Source organism: Mesorhizobium sp. C268A, from assembly GCF_040324475.1.
Taxonomy (GTDB): domain Bacteria; phylum Pseudomonadota; class Alphaproteobacteria; order Rhizobiales; family Rhizobiaceae; genus Mesorhizobium.
In genome coordinates, this window is the sequence record NZ_JAMYVX010000003.1 from 614,182 (window position 1) to 637,757 (window position 23,576).

Here is a 23,576-nt window from a genome sequence, read left to right on the forward strand (position 1 = left end):
TCAGAGCCCCTCGCCCGACTTGACCTTGCGGATTTCCATGCCTGTCGCCGGCGTGCGGCCGACCTGGGCGGCGATCGACTGCCGCTTGACCCCTTCCTTGTGGCGCAGCGTCAGGACGATGGCGCCGATCATGGCGACCAGCAGGATGAGGCCCGAAATCTGGAAGTAGTAGAGGTAGTCCGTATAGAGGATGTCGCCGAGTGCTGCGGTGTTTGTCCGCGCGGCAAGATCCGGGATGGGTTTGGAGACCGTCGAGGCCAGTTGCGGCGCGAAGGTGTAGCCGCCGAGCACCACGATCAGCTCGGCCGCCAGGATCAGCCCGACCAGCGCGCCGATCGGCGCATATTGCAGGGCGCCTTCCTTCATCTCGGCGAAGTCGACATCGAGCATCATGACGACGAACAGGAACAGCACCATGACCGCGCCGACATAGACGACGAGCAGGATCATCGCCAGGAACTCGGCGCCGGTCAGCATGAACAGGCCGGCGGCGTTGAAGAAGGTCAGGATCAGGAACAGCACGGAATGCACGGGGTTGCGCGACGAAATGACCATGAAGGCCGACGCCACCGCGACAAAGGCGAAGAGGTAGAAAAAGGCCGCCTCTAGTCCACTCAGCATTGGGGATCCCCCGGGTTCCTGTCCAAACAGGACATCCGTCCTGTTTGATTTCTGCGACCGCCTCCGGCCGGCAAGTTGCGTTGTCCTTAGACGAGGCCCCTCGCCCCGTCCATGCGTCAAATGTCAGCGGTAGGGCGAGTCCAGCGAGATGTTGCGCGCCAGTTCGCGCTCCCAGCGGTCGCCATTCGCCAGCAGCCTGTCCTTGTCGTAGTAAAGCTCTTCGCGCGTCTCCGTCGCGAACTCGAAATTCGGCCCCTCGACGATGGCGTCGACCGGGCAGGCTTCCTGGCAGAAGCCGCAATAGATGCACTTCACCATGTCGATGTCGTAGCGCACGGTGCGGCGCGTGCCGTCATTGCGGCGCGGGCCGGCCTCGATGGTGATCGCCTGCGCCGGACAGATCGCTTCGCACAATTTGCAGGCGATGCAGCGTTCCTCGCCATTGGGATAGCGGCGCAGCGCGTGCTCGCCACGGAAGCGCGGGCTGGTCGGCCCCTTTTCGTGCGGATAGTTGATCGTCTCCTTCGGCGCGAAGAACTGGCGCATCGACAGGAAGAAGGCGCTGACGAAATCCTGCAGCAGCAGCGATTTGGCGGCCTGGCCAAGAGCGGACATCACGCAAACCCCGTGATCTTGAGGAAGGCCGCGGTGGCAACGACCATGAACAGCGAGATCGGCAAAAACACTTTCCAGCCGAGCCGCATCAGCTGGTCGTATCGGTAGCGCGGCACGAAGGCCTTCACCATGGAGAACATGAAGAACATCAGGCAGATCTTGAGCACGAACCAGATCACGCCGGGCACCCAGGTGAAGGGGGCGAAGTCGAAGGGCGGCAGCCAGCCGCCGAGGAACAGGATGGTGGCTAGCGCGCACATCATCACCACGGCGACGTATTCGCCGAGGAAGAACAACAGGAACGGCGTCGACGAATATTCGACCATATGGCCGGCGACCAATTCGGACTCGGCTTCCACCAGGTCGAAGGGCGGGCGGTTGGTCTCGGCCAGCGCCGAGATGAAGAAAATGACGAACATCGGGAACAGCGCCAGCCAGTGCCAGTCGAGGAAGCTGTTGGGCAGGCCAAGCTTGGTGCCCAGCCCATCCTGCTGCGACAGCACGATGTCCGACAGGTTGAGCGAGCCGACGCAGAGCAGCACGGTGACGATGACGAAGCCGATCGAGACTTCGTAGGACACCATCTGCGCCGCCGAGCGCAGCGCGCCGAGGAACGGGTATTTGGAGTTGGACGCCCAGCCGCCCATGATCACGCCATAGACCTCGAGCGAGGAGATGGCGAAGACGTAGAGGATGCCGACATTGACGTTGGCGATCCCCCAGCCGGCATTGACGGGAATGACCGCCCAGGCCGAGATTGCCAGCACGGCCGACACCAGCGGCGCCAGCAGGAACACGCCCTTGTTGGCGCCGGACGGAATGACCGGTTCCTTGAAGACGAATTTTAGCAGATCGGCGAAAGCCTGCAGCGTGCCCCACGGGCCGACGACGTTCGGGCCGCGGCGCAATTGCACCGCCGCCCAGATCTTGCGGTCGGCGTAAAGCAGGTAGGCAACCCCGATCAGCAAAACGACGATCAGCACGACCGACTTTAAAAGGATGATCAGCGTCGGCAGCACGTAGAAGGAGAAGAAGGTGTCCATGTCTACTCTGCCGCCTGCCTGAAGCCGTTTTTCGCCAGCGCCGAGCATTCCGCCATGACGGCGGAGGCCCGCGCGATCGGGTTGGTCAGATAGAAATCCGTGACCGGCGAGGTGAAAGTGCCCTTGTTCAGCCGCCCGCCGAGCTTCGCCACCCTAGCGACGTCATCGGCATTGCCGGCTTCGACATGATCGATGCGGGCGAGATGCGGGTATTCGCCATAGAGTTTGGCGCGCAACTGCTGCAGCGAATCGAAGGGTAGTTTCTTGCCCAGCACATCGGACAATGCCCTCAGGATCGCCCAGTCTTCGCGCGCGTCGCCCGGCGCGAAGCCCGCGCGGTTGGTCTGCTGCACGCGTCCCTCGGTGTTGACATAGGTGCCGGACTTTTCGGTGTAGGCGGCTCCCGGCAGGATGACATTGGCGCGGTGCGCACCGGCGTCGCCATGCGTTCCGACATAGACGACGAAGGCGCCGCCGGTCTTCGACATGTCGATCTCGTCGGCGCCGAGCAGGAACAGAACCTCGCTCTCACCCAGCATGCCGGCAACGTTCTTGCCGCCCCTGCCAGGCACGAAGCCGACATCGAGACCGCCGACGCGCGCGGCTGCAGTGTGCAGCACGGCAAAGCCGTTCCAGTCGGCGCGGGCAGCGTTGACGGCGGTGGCGAGTTTCGCCGCCTGGCCGAGCACCGCCGCGCCGTCGGCACGCGACAGCGCGCCCTGGCCGACGATGATCAGCGGATGCGTCGCCTTCTTCAGCACCTGGAAGAACTTGCCATTGCCGTCGGCCAGGTCTTTCAGCGACTCCGGACCGGCGCCGAGCTGTTCGTAGTCGTAACGCGTGTCGCCGACCTCGCCGATGACGCCGACCGGCAGATTGCCGATCCGCCAGCGCTTGCGGATGCGGGCATTGAGCACCGAGGCCTCGAAGCGCGGATTGCCGCCGATGATCAGCACCGCGTCGGCCTGCTCGATGCCCTCGATGGTGGGGTTGAAGATGTAGCTGGCGCGGCCGAGCGCGGGATCGAGTGCGGCGCCGTCCTGGCGGCAATCGGTGTTCTTCGAGCCCAACGCAGCCATAAGCTGCTTAAGCGCGTAGATTTCCTCGACGGCGGCAAGATCGCCCGCAATCGCGCCGATTTTCTCGGGCGCCGCATTCGACACCGCATCCCTGATCGCAACGAACGCTTCGGCCCAGCTGGCCGGCGCCAGCTTTCCGTCCTTGCGGACATAGGGGCGGTCGAGGCGCTGCGTGCGCAATCCGTCCCAGATGAAGCGGGTCTTGTCGGAAATCCACTCCTCGTTCACCGCTTCATTGACGCGCGGCAGGATGCGCATCACCTCGCGGCCACGGCTGTCGACGCGGATTGCCGAGCCGACGGCGTCCATGACGTCGATGGATTCTGTCTTGGTCAGCTCCCACGGCCGCGCCTGGAAGGCGAACGGCTTCGACGTCAGCGCGCCGACCGGGCAGAGGTCGATGACATTGCCCTGCAGCTCCGAGGTCATGGCGCTTTCGAGATAGGTGGTGATCTCGGCATCCTCGCCGCGGCCGATCAGGCCAAGCTCGGAAATGCCCGCAACTTCCGTGGTGAAGCGAACGCAGCGCGTGCAGTGGATGCAGCGGTTCATAACCGTCTTGACCAGTGGGCCGATATACTTGTCTTCGACCGCGCGCTTGTTCTCGTGATAGCGCGAGGAATCGACGCCGAAGGCCATCGCCTGGTCTTGCAGGTCGCATTCGCCGCCCTGGTCGCAGATCGGGCAATCCAGCGGATGGTTGATCAAAAGGAATTCCATCACGCCTTCGCGGGCCTTCTTGACCATCGGCGTGTTGGTGAAGATTTCAGGCGCCTCGCCATTCGGACCCGGACGCAGGTCGCGCACATTCATGGCGCAGGAGGCCTGCGGCTTCGGCGGCCCGCCCTTCACCTCGATCAGGCACATGCGGCAATTGCCGGCGATCGACAGCCGCTCATGGAAGCAGAAGCGCGGCACTTCCGCGCCGGCGTCCTCGGCCGCCTGCAGCAGCGTGTAGTGGTCGGGTACAGTGATCTCTTTCCCGTCGACCTTGAGCTTTGCCATCAATTGCCCCCGGCGGTCTGCGCCGTCTCATATGCCTGAAACAGATCGCTCAGCCTGATGCCATTGATCATCATGCCGGCGACTTCAGCGTTTTCTATCTTCAAATTGCTCATATTCACATTGCTGAAAAACGCGTCCGAGAGGTTCGCGTCGTCCACAACGGCCGCCGACAGGTCGACGTTGTGAAACTGCGTGTTCGACAAGTTCACATCGTCAAATCTGGAGTTGCTGACGATGGCATTGCGCACATCGAGAACATCGCTCCTGTCGTGGATCTCCATGCCTGCCACCCCTACTTCTTCGCCTTGGCGGCCAGCGTCAGCGCCGCGGCCTGGCGGGTCCACTCGTCGCGGCCGATTCGGCCGGTGAGCGACAGGTAGTCCTCGACCCAGGCGATCTCTTCCGGCGTCCACGCCGCGATCTGGGCAAAGGTCCAGATGCCGAGGCCGTTCAGCACTTTTTCCAGCTTCGGTCCAACGCCGGTGATCGCCTTGAGATCCGACGGCTTGGCCGGACGAGCCACGGCCTTGGGCTGTCTGAAATCCTCCGGCATCAATCCGATCGTCGCGCCTTCGGCGACGGCATCGGTCTTCTCCGGCTCGGCATCGACGGTGCGAGCGGCAATATCGGTCACATCCTGGGCAAAACTCTGCGCCTCGGCGATCAGGGTTCTGGTCGCCGCGCGCGCCTTGGTGGCCGGCGCGGTCTCGGAGAACTCTTGGGTGCGCTGCTCGAAATCGTCGATGATCGGCTGGAAAATCCGCTGCGATGCCTCGGCAGCACCCGACAAGGCGCCGAGCCACACGCCAAATGCATGGTTGGCAAGGCCGAAGCCCAGCGCCGACATCGCGGCGGCACCAGCGACAGGATGCGCGAGAAGGTTGACGGCGCTGGCCATCTCCTTCGGCATCATCCTTGTCAAATCCTGGTTCATCTTCTCAAGCTGGTCCAAATTGGGCATCAAAGGGTTCGAATAGGGCGCCATAGACATCTCCTGGTCGTTTCTTCGTCAGCCCCGCCCCTATATTTCCGTCCGGGGCTTGCGCCCGATTTCAATCTACTCAGCAGCCACCATCACCGGTTCGGCCCGGTGCGCGTTGCGCGAAAACTCGTCGATGCGCCGCTCCACCTCGCCGCGGAAATGCCGCATCAGGCCCTGGATCGGCCATGCCGCGGCATCGCCCAGCGCGCAGATCGTATGACCCTCCACCTGTTTGGTGACGTCGAGCAGCATGTCGATCTCGCGCTTCTGCGCCTCGCCGCGCACCAGCCGCTCCATCACCCGCCACATCCAGCCGGTGCCTTCGCGGCACGGTGTGCACTGGCCGCAGCTCTCATGCTTGTAAAAATAGGACAGCCTGGCGATCGCCTTCACGATATCGGTCGACTTGTCCATGACGATGACAGCCGCCGTGCCGAGACCCGATTTCAGGTCGCGCAGCGCATCGAAATCCATCGGCGCATCGATGATCTGCTCGGCCGGCACCAGCGGCACCGAAGCGCCGCCCGGAATGACCGCGAGGAGATTGTCCCAGCCGCCGCGAATGCCGCCGCAATGCGTCTCGATCAGCTCGCGGAACGGGATCGACATCGCCTCTTCGACGGTGCACGGATTGTTGACATGGCCGGAGATGCAAAACAGCTTGGTGCCGACATTGTTGGGCCGGCCAAAGGACGAGAACCAGGCGGCGCCACGGCGCAAAATGGTCGGCGCCACCGCGATTGACTCGACATTGTTCACGGTTGTCGGACAACCGTACAAGCCGACATTGGCCGGGAATGGCGGCTTCAGCCGGGGCTGGCCCTTCTTGCCTTCGAGGCTTTCCAGAAGTGCTGTTTCCTCGCCACATATATAGGCGCCGGCGCCGTGATGCATGTAGATGTCGAAATCGTATCCGGACGTGTTGTTCTTGCCGATCAGCCTGGCCTCGTAGGCCTCGTCGATGGCGCGCTGCAGCGCCTCGCGCTCACGGATGAACTCGCCGCGCACATAGATGTAGGCGGCGACCGCGCCCATGGCGAAGCCGGCGATGAACGAGCCCTCGACCAGGGTGTGCGGATCGTTGCGCAGGATATCGCGGTCCTTGCACGTGCCGGGCTCGGATTCGTCGGCGTTGACAACGAGATAACTCGGCCTTCCATCGCTCTGCTTGGGCATGAACGACCATTTCAGCCCGGTCGGGAAGCCGGCGCCGCCACGGCCGCGCAGGCCGGACGCCTTCATCTCGTTGACGATCCACTCGCGCCCCTTGGCGATGATGCCGGGCGTGTTGTCCCAGGCGCCGCGCGCCATGGCGCCGGCCAGCGACTTATCGAACAGGCCGTAGATGTTGTTGAAGATGCGGTCTTTGTCAGCCAGCATGACTTACCTCTTTCCCCGCAAGACGATCGAGAACCACACCAGCACGCCCATGCCGGTCGCGGCCATCGATTCCAGGGTATCCGAAAACGGCAATTCGACGAGGCGCCGAAGCCCCTCCAGAAGGATGTTGGCAGCAGCGATGCAGACAACGCCGATGACAATGCTGCGCAGCGTCAGCAAAGATCCGGTGCTTTGCGCTTCAGCCATCAACGTGGCTCCTTGCCGAAGACGCGGATGTATTCGGCGACGCCGCCCTTGGCGAGCGCCTTGGCCTGCTTGCCCCAGTCGTCGCGCTCGATGCGGCCCTGGAAAGCGAGATATCCATCCACCCAGTCGCGCTCGGCCTTATTCCAGGATGCGACCTGTGTGAAGGTGAAGATGCCGAGGGAATGAAGGATGCCCTCGATCTTCGGGCCAATGCCCGAGATCAGCTTGAGATCGTCGACCGCAGCCGGCCTGTCGATTCCGGCCGGACGGTTCTTGTCCTCGAGCGACGGCTTTGCGGGCCTGGCTGCCGGCGCCTTGACGGCCGGGGCCACCGCGGCCTTGACCGCTGGCGCCTTGAATTCCGGCGCAGTGAAGGCAGTTGCCGGCGTGGCGGTGGTCTTCGGGCCATTACGCTGCTTGGCGACCTTCTCGACTTCAGGCGCCGCGGTGTTGGCGTTGGCGGCCGAATGCAGGGGCGCCGGGACGCTCGCCGCTTTTTCCGCCGCCGGTGCAACCTTGGCCCTGGAGGGCGACTTCAACGCCGAGCTGGTTTCCGGCGCATCGGTTTTCGGCTTGCCGGCGTTGGATGGCGCCACCGGGGCGGCCGCTGCAGGAGCGGCAGGCGCCGGAACAGGCGCTGCAATGATCGCGTCGGGCGCCGCGTGGGCAGCCTTGCTCGCCGCCCTGGCTTCCTTGTCGCGCGTCGCTTTGAGGATCGCCTTTTCGCTCTTCAGCGTCGTCAGGCCAGGCGCCGGCTCCGAGCCGGTTCTGCCATTTTGCGGTCCCGTGGGAACCGAGGCGCCCTTGCCTGCATCATAAAGATCGATGATTTCGGCCAGCCGCTCAGGCGTCAGATCCTCGAACGTGTCCTTCAAGACCATCACCATCGGCGCGTTGACGCAGGCGCCGAGGCATTCGACCTCCTCCCATGACAGCGTGCCCTTGTCGTTGGTGTGGAACTGGTCGTGATGGATTTTCGAGCGGCACACATCCATCAGCGCTTCCGAGCCGCGCAGCATGCAGGGCGTGGTGCCGCAGACCTGGATATGCGCGCGCGTGCCGACCGGATTGAGCTGGTACTGCGTGTAGAAGGTCGCGACTTCGAGCCCGCGAATGCGCGGCATGCCGAGCATGTCCGAAATCGTCTCGATCGCCGCCTTGGTGACCCAGCCTTCCTGCTCCTGCGCAATCATCAGCAAGGGAATGATCGCCGACTGCTCGCGGCCCTTCGGATATTTCTTGATCCATTGCTTCGCAACCGCCGCATTCGCCCGGTTGAAGGCGAAGGTGGCTGGCTGGACGCTTGCTTCTGCGAGACGGCGGACTGACATTTAGCGATCGACCTCACCAAACACGATGTCGAGGGAACCCAGGACGGCAGTGACGTCGGCCAGCATGTGGCCACGGCAGAGGAAATCCATGGCTTGCAGATGCGCGAAGCCGGGCGCGCGCAGCTTGCAGCGATAGGGCTTGTTGGTGCCGTCGGAGACGAGATAGACACCGAACTCGCCCTTCGGCGCCTCGACGGCGGCATAGACCTCGCCCGCCGGCACGCGGTAACCCTCGGTGTAAAGCTTGAAATGATGGATCAGCGCTTCCATCGAGCGCTTCATCGCCTGGCGCTTGGGCGGCACCACCTTGCCGTCGAGGTTGGACACCGGCCCGACGCTTTCCTTGCCAAGCAAGAGGTCGACGCACTGGCGCATGATCTTTGCCGACTGGCGCATCTCTTCCATGCGCAAGAGGTAGCGGTCGTAGCAGTCGCCGTTCTTGCCGATCGGGATGTCGAAATCCATCTCGGAATAGCATTCATAAGGCTGCGACTTGCGCAAATCCCAGGCCGCACCCGAGCCGCGCACCATGACGCCGGAAAAGCCCCAGGCCCAGGCGTCGGCCAGCGACACGATACCGATATCGACATTGCGCTGCTTGAAGATGCGGTTGCCGGTAAGCAGCTTGTCGAGGTCGTCAAGCGACTTCAGGAACGGGTCGATCCACTTGCCGATGTCCTCGACCAGCTTCGCCGGCAGATCCTGGTGCACACCGCCCGGACGGAAATAGGCCGCGTGCATGCGCGAACCGGAAGCGCGCTCATAAAACACCATCAGCTTTTCGCGTTCGACGAAACCCCACAGCGGCGGCGTCAGCGCGCCGATATCCAGCGCCTGCGTCGTCACATTGAGGATGTGCGACATGATGCGGCTGAGCTCGGAATAGAGCACGCGGATCAGCTGGCCGCGCTTCGGCACTTCGATGCCGAGCAACCGCTCGGTGGCGAGCGCGAAGGCATGCTCCTGGTTCATCGGTGCGCAATAGTCGAGCCGGTCGAGATAGGGCACGGCCTGCAGATAGGTCTTGTGCTCGATCAGCTTTTCGGTGCCGCGATGCAGCAAGCCGATATGCGGATCGACGCGGTCGACCACCTCGCCGTCAAGCTCCAGCACAAGACGCAAAACACCGTGTGCCGCAGGGTGCTGCGGTCCGAAGTTGATGTTAAAGTTGCGGACGGAGTGCTCGGTCATGCTAGATTCCAAGCCTTTCCTTGGCTGACGGCGTCAGTTCCATGAAGCGGACCGTCTGCGGCCCGGCCACATATTCTTTTGCTCTCTGCTCGCATTGCTCAATGGTCTCGTTGGAAGGCTGGAGATCGGCCAGCTCTCCAGCATCGCGCAAGGCGTTCAAAATCTGGTCCAATTCAATCTGCATCGCAGGCTTGATACGAAATATCGTCGGGCAGTTCTTCACCGTGTCGTTCGCCACGACAGCTCGCGCCGCCGAATGGCAATCCACTCCAGCTACTTTGCAGTCTTTCGCAAAAGCATTCTGCAAGCCGGCACAGCAAAACAGGCTTAGTAGCGCTACGCGGATCATCGCCACGCCGCCGCCCCTACTGTTTCGCCTTCTCATCGCCCGGCAGGACGTAGTCCGTCCCTTCCCATGGCGAGAGAAAATCGAAGTTCCTGAATTCCTGCTTCAATTCCACCGGCTCGTAGATCACGCGCTTGGCTTCGTCGTCGTAGCGCACCTCGACGAAACCTGTCAGCGGGAAGTCCTTGCGCAGGGGATGGCCCTCGAAGCCGTAATCCGTGAGGATGCGGCGCAGGTCCGGGTGACCCGAAAACAGCACGCCGTAGAGATCGTAGGCTTCGCGCTCATACCAGTCCGCGCCGGGATAAACCGCTGTCAGCGACGGCACCAGCGTCTCTTCGTCGGCTTGCACCTTGATGCGGATGCGCAAATTCTGCTTCGGCGAAAGCAAATGATAGACGACATCGAAACGCTTGACGCGCGACGGGTAGTCGGCGCCGCAGATATCGATGATCGAAATGAACTGGCAGCCCGAATCGTCACGCAGGAAGCTTGTCACCTCGATCAGATTGTCTGTAGCAACCGAGATCGTCAGTTCGCCATAGGCAAGCACCGCATCGGTGACGCGGCCCGGCAGCTTTTCGCCGAGATAGGTCGACAGTTCGCTCAGGGATGCGGCCATGGGTTACCGTTCGATCGTGCCGGTGCGGCGGATCTTCTTCTGCAGGAGAAGAATGCCGTAGAGCAGCGCTTCGGCGCTCGGCGGGCAGCCGGGCACATAGATGTCGACCGGCACGATGCGGTCGCAGCCGCGCACCACCGAATAGGAATAGTGATAATAGCCGCCGCCATTGGCGCAGGAGCCCATCGAGATGACGTAGCGCGGCTCCGGCATCTGGTCGTAGACCTTGCGCAAAGCGGGGGCCATCTTGTTGGTCAGCGTTCCCGCCACGATCATTATGTCCGACTGGCGCGGCGACGCGCGAGGAGCCACGCCAAACCGCTCCGAATCATAGCGCGGCATCGAGGTGTGGATCATCTCGACGGCACAGCAGGCGAGACCGAAGGTCATGAACATCAGCGAGCCGCTGCGTGCCCAGGTGATCAGCGCCTCGGTCGAGGTGACCAGAAAACCCTTGTCGGCCAGTTCATTGTTGATCTCGAGGAAGAACGGATCGTCGGAACCGACCGGACGTCCGGTATTGGGGTCGATCAGGCCTTTGGGCTTCGGCGCGACGAGCGTTCCGGAACTGTCGTTCAATCCCATTCCAGCGCTCCTTTTTTCCACTCATAGGCAAAGCCGATGGTCAGCACCGCCAAAAACACCATCATCGACCAGAAACCGAGCATGCCGATCTTCGAGAACGACACCGCCCACGGAAACAGGAAGGCCACTTCCAGATCGAAGATGATGAACAGGATCGACACCAGGTAGAAGCGGATGTCGAATTTCATCCGGGCATCGTCGAACGAGTTGAACCCGCACTCGTAGGCGGAAAGCTTCTCCGGATCGGGATTGCGATAAGCCACCAGAAACGGCGCGATGATAAGCGCCAGGCCTACAACCGCGGCCACGGCGATGAAGAGGACGATGGGCAGGTATGAACTGAGGAGTACGTTCATGCTCGGCTTTCCGTTGGCGGCCAATCCACTTTGATTACAGCAACCAACCCTAATGCGGAAGCGCGACAGTTTAACCGCTGAACCGTTTTAGGTGCCTTTGCTGCAACGCGGCGAGGGTTAGCGCACGGCTTTCAGCGAAGCAAGTCAAACCTTGTTCAAAAGACAGTGCTGGACGGCAGGCCGGGAAAAACTGGTCCGATCTCCTCCTGTTTGATTTCCTTCATCTTTCACTCCACTTTTGTCTCCTGACACATCTCCCGCCATTTGCCTGCTAGCATCACCGGAATCGCCGGCTAAAGTCGGGAAAATGGTTCGAGGCAAGACACTTTGACGAAGGACAAAATCTCACTCCCGACGGCCAGGCGCATCGCGCTCGCCGCGCAAGGATTTCTCGATCCGCGCCCGGGCGGCACGCCCGATCGCCGCCACCTCGCCCGCGTGCTGTCGCGCACCGGCTTGCTGCAGATCGATTCCGTCAGCGCGGTGGTGCGCGCCCACTATATGCCGCTCTATTCGCGGCTTGGCCCCTACCCGCTGGCTTTGCTCGACAATGCGGCCATCACCCGCAAACGCACGGTGTTCGAATACTGGGCGCATGAGGCCTCGTTCCTGCCGGTCGAGACCTACCCGCTGATGCGCTGGCGCATGCAGCGGGCCGAGCAAGGCGACGAAATGTATCTCGGCCTCGCCAAATGGGGCCGCGAGCACGCCGCCTATATCGAAGAGATCTACCGCGCGGTCGCCGAGCGCGGCCCGATTGCCGCTTCGGCACTGGAAGGCCAGAAAGGTTCGGGCGGCTGGTGGGGCTGGAGCCACGCCAAGCACGCCTTCGAATGGCTGTTCTGGGCCGGACGCATCACCACGGCGCACCGCCGTGGCTTCGAGCGTTTCTACGACCTGCCCGAGCGCGTGCTGCCGCAGGCGATCCTCGATCTGCCGGTGCCGGCGGCCGAGGACGCGCACCGCGAATTGCTGCGCATTTCTGCCCGCGCCCACGGCATCGCGACGTCGGGTGACCTGCGCGATTATTTCCGCTTGTCGCCGGCCGACATGAAGGGCCGGTTGGAGGAACTGGTCGAGATGGGCGAGTTGCTGCCGGTAAACGTCGAAGGTTGGGACAAGCCGGCTTACCTCTATAGGGACGCCCGCCTGCCGCGAAAGATCGAGGCCCGCGCCTTGCTGGCCCCCTTCGATCCGGTGGTCTTCGAGCGCGCGCGCACCGAGCGTCTCTTCGATTTCCGCTACCGCATCGAGATCTACACCCCGGCCGACAAGCGGCAATATGGCTATTACGTGCTGCCTTTCTTGCTCGGCGACAAGATCGTCGCCCGCGTCGACCTCAAGGCCGACCGGCCTGCGAGTGTCTTACGCGTCCACGCCGCCTATGCCGAAGCAGGCGCACCGCCTGAGACCACCGCACAGCTTTTCGAGGAACTAAAGGAGATGCAGGGCTGGCTTGGCCTTGAGCGCATCGAAGTGACGCCGGCCGGCAATCTGGGGCCGGCATTGGCTAGCGAGAGAGATGGCCAACCCTTGCAGCGTCTGTCATAGACGCCTCAATAAGCCTCGTAGGTTGTGCAATGGCATCGGACAAAGTGCTCGACATGATCCATGGCGCCCTCATTGCGCATGGAATAGATGCAGTCCGCAGAGATAGGGACGTCATGCTCCAATCGAAGCAGCTTCGGTTTGAGGCTGAGGTGTTCGAGACGAGTTCTGACCGGCTGGTCCTGGAAATCTACATTTTTTCTCCGCTGCTTGATGTTCAGCCGGTCATTGAATCCTTTGCTGGCTTCGGCGACACGCGCGAACAGGAACTGAACCAGGCGTTTGAAAAGTTTCTCCGTGGTGTTTTCCATGTGGCCATTGAGGGACTGGCCGATCACGTCTGCGAGAACATGCAGGCCGAAATAGAGCTTTGGCAGCGAAGCAGCGCCAGTTGGAAGATCTGGCGAAAAGATGCCCGCTGGAAAATCTATAGCGGCCCGGTCATTTCCCAGGCCACAACCGAGCTATGCTCGCTGACACCAGGCTATCCAGCATTCTATGCCAAGCTGGAAAAGCTGTTCACAGCTTCGGTACCCCCCGGAAGCCATTTTGTCCGGACCTTTCTGGCAGGCTTGAAGGGCACGCTGATTAGTGCCGAAGTCCTTCTGGACAACGCGGTTTGGCATGAGGGACAGAATCTGGCTGTCGGTCATGACTGGGACTATAGCGATGGCTATCAAGCTATCCGACAGGTCATCCTGGCACTGCCGGAAGCCGGGACATGACAGCCCCTGCCGACATCGCCATGTCGTAGCCGTGCGTTGACACCGCTGCCTGCAAAAGCCTAAATCCGCTCCAGACGGTCCCCTGCCCGCAACGGCAAGGGCCAAGAGGGAATGCGGTGCGGGACGAAAAAATCCCAAATCCGCGGCTGTCCCCGCAACTGTAAGCGAAGAGCCAAGGCCGAAAGCCACTGGGTAACACCGGGAAGGCGGCTAACCAAGGCAATGACTCGCGAGCCAGGAGACCTGCCGTCTGAGACAAAGTATCCGATCGCCTGGCGGGTTTCCGGGCAAGGAGCACGGTTTTTGGACCAGAACAGCAGTTTTTCGGCTGGCACAACGGACATTGCGTCCGGCGACAACGACGCCCTGACCGGCGTGACCGTCATCGTCTGCGCCTCCTGCCGCGATGAGACCGGTTCCGACGCCCATCCGCGCGCCGGCGAATTGCTGGCTGAGGACACACGCCGCGCCGCTGCCGGCGATATCCGGGTCCGCACCGCCGAATGTCTCGGCAATTGCAAGCGCCGCCTCAGCGCCGCGATCCTGCGCGATGGCTGCTGGAGCTATGTCTTCGGCGATCTGACCGCAACCAGCGGCGCCGACCTCGTTACCGGCGCAAAGCTCTTCGCGACTTCGGCCGACGGCCTCATCCCGTGGCGCGGCCGGCCCGATAGCCTCAAGCGCGGCCTCGTTGCCCGCATCCCACCCCTCGACATGCTGAAGGACTGACGATGAACGCTTCAAACCCGGCCGCCAACCTCTCCCGTGTTCCCTGCACTGTCGTTACAGGCTTCCTCGGCGCCGGCAAGACGACGCTGGTCCGCCATCTCCTGGAAAATGCCGGCGGCAAGCGCATCGCGATCATCGTCAACGAGTTCGGCGACATCGGCATCGACGGGGAAATCCTGAAAGGCTGCGGCATCGACACCTGCCCCGAGGAAAACATCGTCGAACTGGCCAATGGCTGCATCTGCTGTACAGTCGCCGACGATTTCGTGCCCGCCCTCGACAAGATCCTCGCGCTGACACCGAAGGTTGACCACATCCTGATCGAGACTTCGGGCCTGGCTCTGCCCAAGCCCCTGGTCCAGGCGTTCCAGTGGCCGAGCGTGAAGAGCCGGGTAACCGTCGACGGTGTCATCGCCGTGGTAGACGGCCCGGCGCTGGCCGAAGGCCGCGTCGCCAACGACATGGACGCTTTGCAGGCACAGCGCGCTCAGGACGAGACGCTCGACCATGACGATCCTGTCGAAGAAGTGTTCGAGGACCAGATCGCCTGCGCCGATTTGATCATCCTGTCGAAAAGCGATTTGATGGACGCCGCCGGTTCTGCCCGCGCCAACGCCATCATCAATGAACATTCCGCCCGCGCCGTGAAGATCGTGCCGACCGGGCATGGCAAGGTCGACCCGTCGGTGCTGCTTGGCCTCGGTCTCGCCGTCGAAGACGACATCGAGAACCGCAAGTCGCATCACGACGGCGCTTTCGATCATGAGCATGACGATTTCGACACCTTCATCGTCGACATCCCCTCGATCGCCAATCCCGACGACCTGGCCAAGCGCGTCGCCACCGCCGCCGAACAGGAAAACGTGTTGCGTGTAAAAGGCTTCGTCGATGTCGGCGGCAAGCCGATGCGGCTTTTGCTGCAGGCCGTCGGCCCACGCGTCAACCATTACTATGACCGCGCCTGGACGGCCGAGGACGATCGCCGCTCGCGTCTCGTCGTCATTGGCCTGAAGGGGCTGAACCGTCCGGCGATCGAGCGTATACTCGCCGGTTGATCTCAGGCACGAGCCGCGATGCACATACTCACCACGACCTCCGCCTCGCTCGACGATCTCGCCGAGCCGGTTGATCTGCGGCAGACGCCGGCGGATATCGTGGCGCTGTCCTTCACCGACAGCGACCTCGCCGGCCTCGCGGCGGCCTGGAAGGCCGATGCCGCCCGCCTGCCGTCGATGCGGCTGGCGGCGTTGCGCGACCTGCGTCATCCCATGTCCGTGGACCTCTGGATCGACAGCGTCGCCCGCCAGGCCAAGGTGATCTTGGTGCGCATCCTCGGCGGCTATGACTGGTGGCGCTATGGCTGCGACCAACTCGCGGTGACTGCTCGCGAACGTGGCATCAAGCTGGCGCTGCTGCCTGGTGAAAGCCATGACGAGGACCTCAGGCTGATCGAAGCCTCGACGCTGCCCCGCGCGGAGTTGGACGGCCTGCTTGGTTATTTCCGCGAGGGCGGACCGGAGAATATGGCAGCACTGATGCAACGGCTGGCGGGGTTGGCTGGGCAGGATGCGGCGGCGGCTGAGCCGGTCAGCGTGCCGAAAGCTGGTTACTACGAGCCTGGCCGCGGCGTCGTAGGCAAGTTGGATTTTGCCGATGTCGGCGTTCCTTCACACCCCCCTCTGTCCTGCCGGACATCTCCCCCGCAAGGGGGGAGATCAGCCGGCGCGGACCTCGGCACTTTTTCTGCCCAGCCGATAATAGATTCCTCTGCAACATCCCCGATTGGCGAAAGCGTCGATGAGAGCACAATCTCCCCCCTTGCGGGGGAGATGTCCGGCAGGACAGAGGGGGGTGGGCGGGAACTCGGCGCAGACAACATCAACTCTCCCATCATCCCCATCCTCTTCTACCGCTCGATGCTGCTGGCCGCCGATGTCGCGCCAATCGATGCCCTCTTTGATGCACTCCGCCAGCGCGGCATGAGACCGGTCCCGATCTTCGTCTCCAGCCTCAAAGACCCGACCTCCCTGGCCTTCGTCGAAACCGCACTGGCCTCGCTCAACCCCGCCGCCATCATCACCGCAACCGCCTTCGCCTCCGGCGCCGAACCCGGCGTCCAAACCCTGTTCGACCGCGCCGGCGTGCCGGTCTTCCAGGTCATCGTCGCCACCACCCGCCGCGACGTCTGGGACAACAACCAGCGCGGCCTGGCGCCCGCCGACCTCGCCATGCATGTCGTGCTGCCCGAACTCGACGGCCGTATCCTTGCCGGCGCGATTTCCTTCAAGGGCGAGAGCGAGACCGACCCGGCGCTCGGCCACCGCGCTTTCGCCAACCGCCCGGAACCGGATCGCGTGGCGCAAGTGGCGGACAGGCTAGCGGCGTTCACACGGTTGCAGCAGACGCCCCGCGCGACGCGTAAGTTGGCGATCCTCATTCCGGACTATCCGAGCGCGCCCGGCCGCACTGGCTATGCAGTGGGCCTGGATGTGCCGTCCAGCGTGCTGGCCATGCTGCATGACCTGAAGGAGCAGGGCTATCGCGTTGACGGGATTCCAGAAACGCCGCGTGCGCTGCTGGATGCGTTGGGGCGGAGCGATGGTGGGCTGGGGCTGGATGAGTATCTGGACTTCTCAAAGGATTTGCCGGCTGAGGCACTGGCTGCAGTCGAGGCGGCATGGGGCGCTCCTTCACCCTCCCCCTTGTGGGGAGGGTCGGTTCGCGACATTCGCGAAGCGGATAGCGCGAAACGGGGTGGGGGTAGCGGTGCACCACCCCCACCCGGCGCTGCGGGCCACCCTCCCCACAAGGGGGAGGGTAAGAGCGGCTTCCCCTTCCGCGCCGCCACCTTCGGCAACATCACTGTCGCTCTCGCCCCCGACCGTGGCCGCTCGGCCGACCGCCGCGCCGATTACCACGACCCGACGCTCCCTCCCCGCCACAACCTCATCGCCTTCGGCCTGTGGCTGCGCAAATCGCTCCGCATCCATGCTCTCATCCATGTCGGCGCTCATGGCACGCTGGAATGGCTGCCCGGCAAGACGGTAGCGCTCTCACAAAACTGCTTCCCCGAGATCGTCACCGGCTCGTTGCCCGTCATTTACCCCTTCATCGTCTCCAATCCCGGCGAAGCGGCGCAGGCGAAGCGGCGTATCGCCGCCGTCACGCTTGGCCATCTGCCGCCGCCGTTGACCGGTGCCGGCCTCGACGAAGGGCAGCACAAGCTCGAACGCCTCGTCGACGAATACGCCCAGGCCGACGGCCTCGACCGCCGCCGCCGCGATCGTCTGGCCAAGCTGATCGTCGACACGGCGCAAAAGACCGGCTTCGCCTCCGAAGCCGGCGTCGCCGGAACCGATGCGCCCGACGAGGCGCTGCGCCGCATCGACGCCTGGCTCTGCGACCTCAAGGATTTCGCCATCAAGGACGGCCTGCACATCTATGGCCGCGCTCCCGACGACGAGCCCGACGCCATGCGCGTGCAAAGCGCGGAGGCCGAGAAAGCAGCACTTCTTGCCGCGCTCGACGGCCGTCACATCAAGGCGGGTCCGGCGGGCGCACCGGCGCGTGGCCGCTCCGACGTGCTGCCCACCGGCCGCAACCTGTTCACCTCCGACCCGCGCACCATGCCGACGCCGACCGCCTACGATCTGGGAAAGGCGGCGGCAGAAGAAGTCGTGCGCGGCTATATGCAGTCGCATGGCGACTGGCCGCGCTCGCTGGTCATCGACCTCTGGGGCTCGGCCTCGCTGCGCACTGGCGGCGAGGAGATCGCGCAAGGCCTGGCGCTGATGGGCTGCCGGCCGCAATGGGACAGTGCCACCGGCCGCATCACCGGCATCGAAGTGCTGCCGCCGGCCACGCTCGGTCGCCCGCGCGTCGATGTCACCTGGCGGATTTCGGGTCTGTTCCGCGACATGTTCCCGACCCAGATCGCGCTGATCGACGCCGCCGCCAACGCCGTAGCCGCGCGCGACGAGGACGATTCGGAAAACCCGCTCGCCGCCAGAACCCGCGCCGATGGCAAGATCGGCCCGCGCATCTTCGGCACCTCGCCCGGCACCTACGGCGCCGGCGTCGAGGACCTGCTGTCCAGCGGCGACTGGGTCGGGCGCGAAGAAATCGGCCGCGCCTATCTCGATGCGACATCGCATGCCTATGGCGGCGCCGAGGGCGAAGGCATTGCCTCCCCCGGCGCTTTCGAGACCCGCATCGCCGAGGCCGATCTGCTCGTCCACACCGGCGACGATCCCGGCCGCGACATTCTCGAGGGCTCCGCCGACGTCGCCTTCATCGGCGGCTTTTCGGCTGCACTTGCGACGCTCGGCCGAAATGCCGACGTCATCGTGCTCGACACCACCGACCCGCAAAAGCCGCAGCCGCGCTCGGTCGGCGAGGCTGTGTCGCGGGTTGTGCGGGCGCGAGCCGTCAATGCGCGTTTCATCGCCGGCCAGATGCGGCACGGCCCACGCGGCGCCTCGGAATTCGCCGAGACCGTCGACCGTCTCATCGGTTTCGCCGAAACCACCCACGCCATTTCAGGCGCGGTGATCGAGGCTGTGCATGACGCCTATGTCGGCGACGCCAATGTTCGCGCTTTCATCCTGCGCGAAAACCCGGCCGCAGCCAAAGTCATCGCCGAACGCTTCCTGTCGGCGCGCCGGCGCGGGCTGTGGCATCCCTTGCGCAACGCGATCGACGACGATCTCGCGGCGTTGATCGCCGAGGCCGAGGCGCTCGGAGTCGCGGCATGAACGCCTTCTCGCGCCGCGGCGCCTGTCCGGCTCTCTCGGCGCCGATGCAGACCGGCGATGGCCTGCTGGTGCGGCTCAACCCGGTTGCTGGAGGGCTTTCCCCCAAGTCGCTGATCGGACTCTGCGAATCCGCCTTGAAGCGCGGCAACGGCATCATGGAAGTGACCGCACGAGGCAGCCTGCAGATACGCGGCCTGACGGCGGAAAGTGCGGTGCTGTTGGCGGCGGAGGTCGATGCACTGGGGATTGCAGTGCGTACCGGCGTGCCGGTCGAGACCGGGCCGCTGGCTGGCATCGATCCGCGGGAGATTGCCGATCCGCGATCTTTGGCTGAGCGGGTCAGGGCTGCGGTCGAGGAAGCTGGGCTGACGCCAAGGCTCGGGCCGAAGGTTTCGGTGGTTGTCGATGGCGGCGGGCAGTTGACGATGGATGGGGTGACGGCCGATGTCAGGCTGAAGGCGGTGCGATTCAGCGCTAGCGTTCTGTGGGCTTTGTCTGTTGCCGGCGATGGCCAAAGCGCGAGGCCGCTTGCGACGGCCGATGAGGATGCAGCGCGCGATATTGCGGTTGCTGTGCTGAGGATGGTTGCCGAGAAGGGGCGTGACGCACATTCTCGGGATTTGTCGGAGAGGCAATTGGCCTCTCTCGCAAGCTGGCATTCCTTCGCACCCCCCTCTGTCCTGCCGGACATCTCCCCCTCAAGGGGGGAGATCAGCAGGGTCGCCGGCGGCTCTCCACTTTCGACGCTGAAAATTGGCGAAATCGCCCACGAAGACGCAATCTCCCCCCAAGCGGGGGAGATGTCCGGCAGGACAGAGGGGGGTGTGCAGGATCGCCGGCCTATCGGTCTTTTCCCCTTATCCAACGACACCACCGCTCTCGGCATAGCCCTCCCCTTCGGCAGCATGCCGGCCGAAAAACTCATCGCCCTCGCCCAAAGCGCCCTGTCCCTCGGCACCGCCGAAATCCGCCTCGCCCCCGGCCGCGCCTTGCTGTTCCTCGGCCAACCGTCGTCCGCAAACCACCCCCTGCGAGCCACCGCCGCCGCCCTTGGCTTCGTTACCACCGCCGCCGACCCGCGCACCCGCATCGCCGCCTGCCCCGGCACTCCTGCCTGCGCATCCGGCCGCATCACCACGCGCGATATTGCCGAGACAATCGCCGCCGAAAACGCTGATATCCTCGACTTCACACTGCACATTTCCGGCTGCGCCAAGGGCTGCGCTCACCCCGGCTCTGCCGCGCTAACAATCGTCGGCGGCGAAAACGGAGCCGGACTTGTCGTGAACGCGACGGCAAAGGCCCTTCCTGCGGGCTACAGGCCGGGCTATGACGCCGCACGCAGCATCAGTCGCGTCGCGGCGATGGTCCGCAGCGCACGATTTCAGGGCGAAACCGCCGCCGCTTGCCTGACAAGGCTCGGGCCGGCGGCAATCGCCGAAAGCTACCGACAGGAATAAGCATGGCCGCCTACGATTACATCCATGACGGCAACGCCATCTATGAGCGCTCTTTTGCCATCATCCGCGCCGAGGCCGATCTGTCCCGCTTTTCCGAGGCCGAGGCCGACGTTGCCATCCGCATGATCCATGCCTGCGGCCAGGTCGAAGCATCAAGTCATTTTGTTTTCTCCAGCGATTTCGTCGCCGCCGCCCGCAGCGCCTTGGCGGCCGGCGCGCCGATCTTCTGCGATGCCGAAATGGTCTCGCATGGCGTCACCCGCGCTAGGCTGCCGGCCGGCAATGAGGTGATCTGCACCTTGCGCGACCCGCGCACGCACGACATTGCCAAGGAGATCGGCAACACCCGCTCGGCGGCGGCAATCGATCTGTGGGGCGAGCTTATGGCCGGTTCGGTGGTCGCCATAGGCAATGCGCCGACGGCACTGTTCTATCTCCTGGAAAAATTGCGCGACGGCGCGCCGAAGCCGGCGGCGATCATCGGCATGCCGGTCGGCTTCGTCGGGGCCGCCGAATCCAAGGATGCGCTGGTGCAGAATTCCTATGGCGTGCCCTACGCCATCGTGCGCGGCAGGCTTGGCGGCAGCGCCATGACTGCAGCCGCGCTCAATTCGCTGGCGAGGCCCGGCCTGTGAACGCAGCTGTCAAAGAAGATCTGGCAAAAGGCCGCCTCGTCGGCGTCGGCACCGGTCCCGGCGATCCCGAACTCTTGACGCTGAAAGCCGCGCGCGTCCTGGCCGAGGCCGATGTCGTCGCCTATTTCGCCAAGCGCGGCAACAACAGCAACGCGCGCGCCATCGTCGAGGCGCGTTTCCGGCCGGATATGCTGGAACTGCCGCTTCTCTATCCCGTCACCACCGAGATCGACAAGGATCACGACGACTACCGTTCGCAGATCACCGATTTCTACGAGGAGTCGGCCGAGAAGGTCGCCGAACACCTCGAAGCCGGCCGCATGGTCGCCGTGCTCTCCGAAGGCGACCCGCTGTTCTACGGCTCCTACATGCACCTGCATGTCCGCCTCGCCCATCGCTTCCCGACCGAAGTCATCCCCGGCGTCACCGCCATGTCGGGCTGCTGGTCGCAGACCGGCGTGCCGATCGTCCAGGGCGACGATGTGCTGACGGTTTTGCCCGGCACGATGAGCGAATTCGAACTGACACGCCGTCTCGCCGACACCGATGCCGCCGTCATCATGAAGGTCGGCCGCAACCTGCCCAAGATCAGGCGGGCGCTGGAGGCCACCGGCAAGCTCGCCCGCGCGGTCTATGTCGAGCGCGGCACCATGGCCGGCAGCATCACGATGAGGCTTGCCGACAAGCCGGACGACAAGGCGCCCTATTTCGCCATCGTGCTGGTTGCCGGCTGGTCCGGCCGGCCTGGCGTCATGGGAGCCAAGCCATGAGCGGCCGCCTCACCGTCATCGGCCTTGGGCCCGGCAATGCCGATCAAGTGACGCCGCAAGCCAGCCGCGCCGTCGCCGAGGCAAAGTTCTTCTATGGCTACAAGCCTTATCTCGACCGGCTGGAGCTGCGCCCGGACCAGACCCGCGTCGCCTCGGACAATCGCGAGGAACTCGCCCGCTCCAAGGACGCGCTGGTAAAGGCGGCGGACGGCCATGACGTCGCCGTCGTCTCCGGCGGCGATCCCGGCGTGTTCGCCATGGCGGCCGCCGTCTGCGAGGCGATCGAGGCCGGTCCGGCCGAATGGCGCACCGTCGATGTCACTGTCGTGCCGGGCGTCACCGCCATGCTGGCTGTCGCCGCCCGCATCGGCGCGCCGCTCGGCCATGATTTCTGCGCCATCTCGCTGTCCGACAATCTCAAACCGTGGGATCTGATCGAGCTGCGCCTTTTGGCGGCGGCCGGCGCCGGCTTCGTCATCGCGCTCTATAACCCGATCAGCAAGGCGCGCCCTTGGCAGCTCGGCCGCGCCTTCGAATGCCTGCGCGCCATCCTGCCCGGCACCACGCCGGTCATCTTCGGCCGCGCCGCCGGCCGCCCGGACGAGCGCATCGAGGTTTTTCTGTTGGCCGATGTCGAGGCGGAAAGGGCCGACATGGCGACCTGCATCATCATCGGCTCGCCGGAGACAAGGATCATCAAGCGCGGTGACAAACCGGCGCTGGTCTACACACCGCGTTCCGCGACGGGGTCGAGACCATGATCGATCATCGCGGCCAATGCTTCGACAGTTTCGGCCGACGGCACCTCCGGCAGGATGGGCCTGCGCACCATCACCACCTCGATACCGAGCGCCCGCGCCGCCGCGATCTTGCCGTAGGTGGCCTCGCCGCCGCTGTTCTTGGATACGACGACATCGATGCGGTGCTCCTCGAGCAGCGCGCGTTCATCCGCCTCGCGAAACGGCCCACGCGCCAGCAGGTAGGTCGCATCAGGCACCGCCAGTTTCGGCTCGACCGGATCGACGCTGCGGACAAGGTAATGATGCTGCGGCGCCGCCTCGAAAGCCGCGACCTCCTGCCGGCCGAGCGCCAGGAAGGCACGGCGCGGCGGCGACCCAAGCGCGTGCACCGCATCGCCTGTCGTATCGACCTGCGTCCAGCGGTCGCCATCTATTGGCTCCCAGCCAGGGCGGCGCAAAGCAAGGATCGGCACAACCGAAGTGCGCGCGGCTTGCGCCGCATTGGCGGAAATTCGCGCGGCATAGGGATGCGTCGCGTCGATCAGCAGATCGGTTCGCGTCTCCTTGAGATAGGCCGCCAGCCCGTCGGCGCCGCCAAAGCCGCCGCTGCGCACCGGCACGCCTTGCGCGACCGGGCTTTCGGTACGGCCGGCCAGCGACAGAGTGACGAGGAAATCTTCCACCAGTTTTCCGGCCAATTGGCGCGCTTCTGTCGTGCCGCCAAGGATCAGAATCTTCTTCATGAGCACCATGTTGAACAGCGTCTGCGCTGCCCCTCACCCCTACCCTCTCCCCCTGAAGAACGGGGAGAGGGAGGCGTCAGCGCCGGAGCGTCTCCCTTCTCCCCGTCAC

General features: G+C 64.0%; 24 protein-coding genes and 1 riboswitch. Of the genes, 9 read left to right on the top strand and 15 right to left on the bottom strand.

The window, feature by feature from the left end:
- The 14 genes from NKL06_RS29830 to NKL06_RS29895 form a co-directional block, all read right to left on the bottom strand.
- Positions 1-621: an NADH-quinone oxidoreductase subunit J gene (locus NKL06_RS29830; protein ID WP_023690957.1), complete on the bottom strand. Its 621-nt coding sequence runs from the start codon at positions 619-621 to the stop codon at positions 1-3.
- 123 nt (positions 622-744) lie between these two features.
- Positions 745-1,236, bottom strand: coding sequence for an NADH-quinone oxidoreductase subunit NuoI (gene nuoI / locus NKL06_RS29835; protein WP_023690956.1), 492 nt, complete (start codon positions 1,234-1,236; stop codon positions 745-747).
- On the bottom strand, positions 1,236-2,279 hold the full coding sequence (gene nuoH, locus NKL06_RS29840) for an NADH-quinone oxidoreductase subunit NuoH (protein ID WP_023685202.1): 1,044 nt from the start codon (positions 2,277-2,279) through the stop codon (positions 1,236-1,238). Before nuoH ends, nuoI begins: the two co-directional genes overlap by 1 nt.
- A gap of 2 nt (positions 2,280-2,281) precedes the next feature.
- The gene (gene nuoG / locus NKL06_RS29845; protein WP_023690955.1) at positions 2,282-4,363 is read right to left on the bottom strand and encodes an NADH-quinone oxidoreductase subunit NuoG; all 2,082 of its coding nucleotides are present in this window, start codon (positions 4,361-4,363) and stop codon (positions 2,282-2,284) included.
- Positions 4,363-4,644 carry a pentapeptide repeat-containing protein gene (locus NKL06_RS29850; RefSeq protein ID WP_023690954.1) on the bottom strand — a complete coding sequence of 94 codons (282 nt, stop codon included), beginning with the start codon at positions 4,642-4,644 and terminating at the stop codon, positions 4,363-4,365. Before NKL06_RS29850 ends, nuoG begins: the two co-directional genes overlap by 1 nt.
- 11 nt (positions 4,645-4,655) lie before the next feature.
- On the bottom strand, positions 4,656-5,348 hold the full coding sequence (locus tag NKL06_RS29855; protein WP_023690305.1) for a helix-hairpin-helix domain-containing protein: 693 nt from the start codon (positions 5,346-5,348) through the stop codon (positions 4,656-4,658).
- Positions 5,349-5,420: 72 nt separating this feature from the next.
- Positions 5,421-6,725, bottom strand: coding sequence for an NADH-quinone oxidoreductase subunit NuoF (nuoF, locus tag NKL06_RS29860; RefSeq protein WP_023670819.1), 1,305 nt, complete (start codon positions 6,723-6,725; stop codon positions 5,421-5,423).
- Between the two features lie 3 nt (positions 6,726-6,728).
- Positions 6,729-6,932, bottom strand: coding sequence for a hypothetical protein (locus tag NKL06_RS29865; RefSeq protein ID WP_023690953.1), 204 nt, complete (start codon positions 6,930-6,932; stop codon positions 6,729-6,731).
- Positions 6,932-8,263 (bottom strand): NADH-quinone oxidoreductase subunit E, encoded by a 1,332-nt coding sequence (locus tag NKL06_RS29870; protein WP_023690952.1) that lies wholly within the window; start codon positions 8,261-8,263, stop codon positions 6,932-6,934. The genes NKL06_RS29865 and NKL06_RS29870 overlap by 1 nt, the downstream gene beginning before the upstream one ends.
- Positions 8,264-9,454, bottom strand: coding sequence for an NADH-quinone oxidoreductase subunit D (locus tag NKL06_RS29875; protein WP_023690951.1), 1,191 nt, complete (start codon positions 9,452-9,454; stop codon positions 8,264-8,266).
- A gap of 1 nt (position 9,455) precedes the next feature.
- Positions 9,456-9,809, bottom strand: coding sequence for a hypothetical protein (locus NKL06_RS29880; protein ID WP_155927133.1), 354 nt, complete (start codon positions 9,807-9,809; stop codon positions 9,456-9,458).
- A gap of 10 nt (positions 9,810-9,819) precedes the next feature.
- On the bottom strand, positions 9,820-10,422 hold the full coding sequence (locus tag NKL06_RS29885) for an NADH-quinone oxidoreductase subunit C (RefSeq protein ID WP_023670823.1): 603 nt from the start codon (positions 10,420-10,422) through the stop codon (positions 9,820-9,822).
- A 3-nt stretch (positions 10,423-10,425) separates the two neighbouring features.
- On the bottom strand, positions 10,426-11,007 hold the full coding sequence (locus NKL06_RS29890; RefSeq protein ID WP_023670824.1) for a NuoB/complex I 20 kDa subunit family protein: 582 nt from the start codon (positions 11,005-11,007) through the stop codon (positions 10,426-10,428).
- A complete protein-coding gene (locus NKL06_RS29895; protein WP_023670825.1) occupies positions 10,998-11,363 on the bottom strand; it encodes an NADH-quinone oxidoreductase subunit A in 366 nt (121 codons plus the stop codon). The genes NKL06_RS29890 and NKL06_RS29895 overlap by 10 nt, the downstream gene beginning before the upstream one ends.
- Positions 11,364-11,690: 327 nt before the next feature.
- Here NKL06_RS29895 and NKL06_RS29900 point away from each other — a divergent pair, with 327 nt between their 5' ends.
- From NKL06_RS29900 to NKL06_RS29940, 9 genes are all read left to right on the top strand, one after another.
- Entirely contained in the window at positions 11,691-12,914 is a 1,224-nt protein-coding gene (locus NKL06_RS29900; RefSeq protein WP_352581447.1) for a winged helix-turn-helix domain-containing protein, read from the top strand.
- A 29-nt stretch (positions 12,915-12,943) separates the two neighbouring features.
- Positions 12,944-13,636, top strand: coding sequence for a DUF6348 family protein (locus tag NKL06_RS29905; protein ID WP_023690307.1), 693 nt, complete (start codon positions 12,944-12,946; stop codon positions 13,634-13,636).
- 58 nt (positions 13,637-13,694) lie between these two features.
- A riboswitch (cobalamin riboswitch) is annotated at positions 13,695-13,901 on the top strand.
- A gap of 38 nt (positions 13,902-13,939) precedes the next feature.
- On the top strand, positions 13,940-14,365 hold the full coding sequence (locus NKL06_RS29910; protein WP_023690949.1) for a DUF1636 family protein: 426 nt from the start codon (positions 13,940-13,942) through the stop codon (positions 14,363-14,365).
- A gap of 2 nt (positions 14,366-14,367) precedes the next feature.
- A complete protein-coding gene (gene cobW, locus NKL06_RS29915) occupies positions 14,368-15,420 on the top strand; it encodes a cobalamin biosynthesis protein CobW (RefSeq protein ID WP_023690948.1) in 1,053 nt (350 codons plus the stop codon).
- An 18-nt stretch (positions 15,421-15,438) separates the two neighbouring features.
- A complete protein-coding gene (gene cobN / locus NKL06_RS29920; RefSeq protein WP_023690947.1) occupies positions 15,439-19,119 on the top strand; it encodes a cobaltochelatase subunit CobN in 3,681 nt (1,226 codons plus the stop codon).
- Positions 19,116-20,579, top strand: coding sequence for a precorrin-3B synthase (gene cobG / locus NKL06_RS29925; RefSeq protein WP_023690946.1), 1,464 nt, complete (start codon positions 19,116-19,118; stop codon positions 20,577-20,579). Before cobN ends, cobG begins: the two co-directional genes overlap by 4 nt.
- Before the next feature lie 2 nt (positions 20,580-20,581).
- Entirely contained in the window at positions 20,582-21,214 is a 633-nt protein-coding gene (locus NKL06_RS29930) for a precorrin-8X methylmutase (RefSeq protein WP_023690945.1), read from the top strand.
- Positions 21,211-21,984 carry a precorrin-2 C(20)-methyltransferase gene (locus tag NKL06_RS29935; RefSeq protein WP_031197313.1) on the top strand — a complete coding sequence of 258 codons (774 nt, stop codon included), beginning with the start codon at positions 21,211-21,213 and terminating at the stop codon, positions 21,982-21,984. The genes NKL06_RS29930 and NKL06_RS29935 overlap by 4 nt, the downstream gene beginning before the upstream one ends.
- On the top strand, positions 21,981-22,745 hold the full coding sequence (locus NKL06_RS29940; RefSeq protein ID WP_023690943.1) for a precorrin-3B C(17)-methyltransferase: 765 nt from the start codon (positions 21,981-21,983) through the stop codon (positions 22,743-22,745). Before NKL06_RS29935 ends, NKL06_RS29940 begins: the two co-directional genes overlap by 4 nt.
- Here NKL06_RS29940 and NKL06_RS29945 read toward each other — a convergent pair.
- A complete protein-coding gene (locus NKL06_RS29945) occupies positions 22,709-23,467 on the bottom strand; it encodes a cobalt-precorrin-6A reductase (protein ID WP_032905140.1) in 759 nt (252 codons plus the stop codon). The genes NKL06_RS29940 and NKL06_RS29945 overlap by 37 nt on opposite strands.
- Positions 23,468-23,576: the final 109 nt, after the last annotated feature.

Coding starts and splice junctions, on each gene's coding strand:
- NKL06_RS29830 (WP_023690957.1), bottom strand. CDS start 621: ATGCTGAGTGGACTAGAGGCGGCCTTTTTCTACCTCTTCGCCTTTGTC.
- nuoI (WP_023690956.1), bottom strand. CDS start 1,236: ATGTCCGCTCTTGGCCAGGCCGCCAAATCGCTGCTGCTGCAGGATTTC.
- nuoH (WP_023685202.1), bottom strand. CDS start 2,279: ATGGACACCTTCTTCTCCTTCTACGTGCTGCCGACGCTGATCATCCTT.
- nuoG (WP_023690955.1), bottom strand. CDS start 4,363: ATGGCAAAGCTCAAGGTCGACGGGAAAGAGATCACTGTACCCGACCAC.
- NKL06_RS29850 (WP_023690954.1), bottom strand. CDS start 4,644: ATGGAGATCCACGACAGGAGCGATGTTCTCGATGTGCGCAATGCCATC.
- NKL06_RS29855 (WP_023690305.1), bottom strand. CDS start 5,348: ATGGCGCCCTATTCGAACCCTTTGATGCCCAATTTGGACCAGCTTGAG.
- nuoF (WP_023670819.1), bottom strand. CDS start 6,725: ATGCTGGCTGACAAAGACCGCATCTTCAACAACATCTACGGCCTGTTC.
- NKL06_RS29865 (WP_023690953.1), bottom strand. CDS start 6,932: ATGGCTGAAGCGCAAAGCACCGGATCTTTGCTGACGCTGCGCAGCATT.
- NKL06_RS29870 (WP_023690952.1), bottom strand. CDS start 8,263: ATGTCAGTCCGCCGTCTCGCAGAAGCAAGCGTCCAGCCAGCCACCTTC.
- NKL06_RS29875 (WP_023690951.1), bottom strand. CDS start 9,454: ATGACCGAGCACTCCGTCCGCAACTTTAACATCAACTTCGGACCGCAG.
- NKL06_RS29885 (WP_023670823.1), bottom strand. CDS start 10,422: ATGGCCGCATCCCTGAGCGAACTGTCGACCTATCTCGGCGAAAAGCTG.
- NKL06_RS29890 (WP_023670824.1), bottom strand. CDS start 11,007: ATGGGATTGAACGACAGTTCCGGAACGCTCGTCGCGCCGAAGCCCAAA.
- NKL06_RS29895 (WP_023670825.1), bottom strand. CDS start 11,363: ATGAACGTACTCCTCAGTTCATACCTGCCCATCGTCCTCTTCATCGCC.
- NKL06_RS29905 (WP_023690307.1), top strand. CDS start 12,944: ATGGCATCGGACAAAGTGCTCGACATGATCCATGGCGCCCTCATTGCG.
- cobW (WP_023690948.1), top strand. CDS start 14,368: ATGAACGCTTCAAACCCGGCCGCCAACCTCTCCCGTGTTCCCTGCACT.
- cobN (WP_023690947.1), top strand. CDS start 15,439: ATGCACATACTCACCACGACCTCCGCCTCGCTCGACGATCTCGCCGAG.
- cobG (WP_023690946.1), top strand. CDS start 19,116: ATGAACGCCTTCTCGCGCCGCGGCGCCTGTCCGGCTCTCTCGGCGCCG.
- NKL06_RS29930 (WP_023690945.1), top strand. CDS start 20,582: ATGGCCGCCTACGATTACATCCATGACGGCAACGCCATCTATGAGCGC.
- NKL06_RS29940 (WP_023690943.1), top strand. CDS start 21,981: ATGAGCGGCCGCCTCACCGTCATCGGCCTTGGGCCCGGCAATGCCGAT.
- NKL06_RS29945 (WP_032905140.1), bottom strand. CDS start 23,467: ATGAAGAAGATTCTGATCCTTGGCGGCACGACAGAAGCGCGCCAATTG.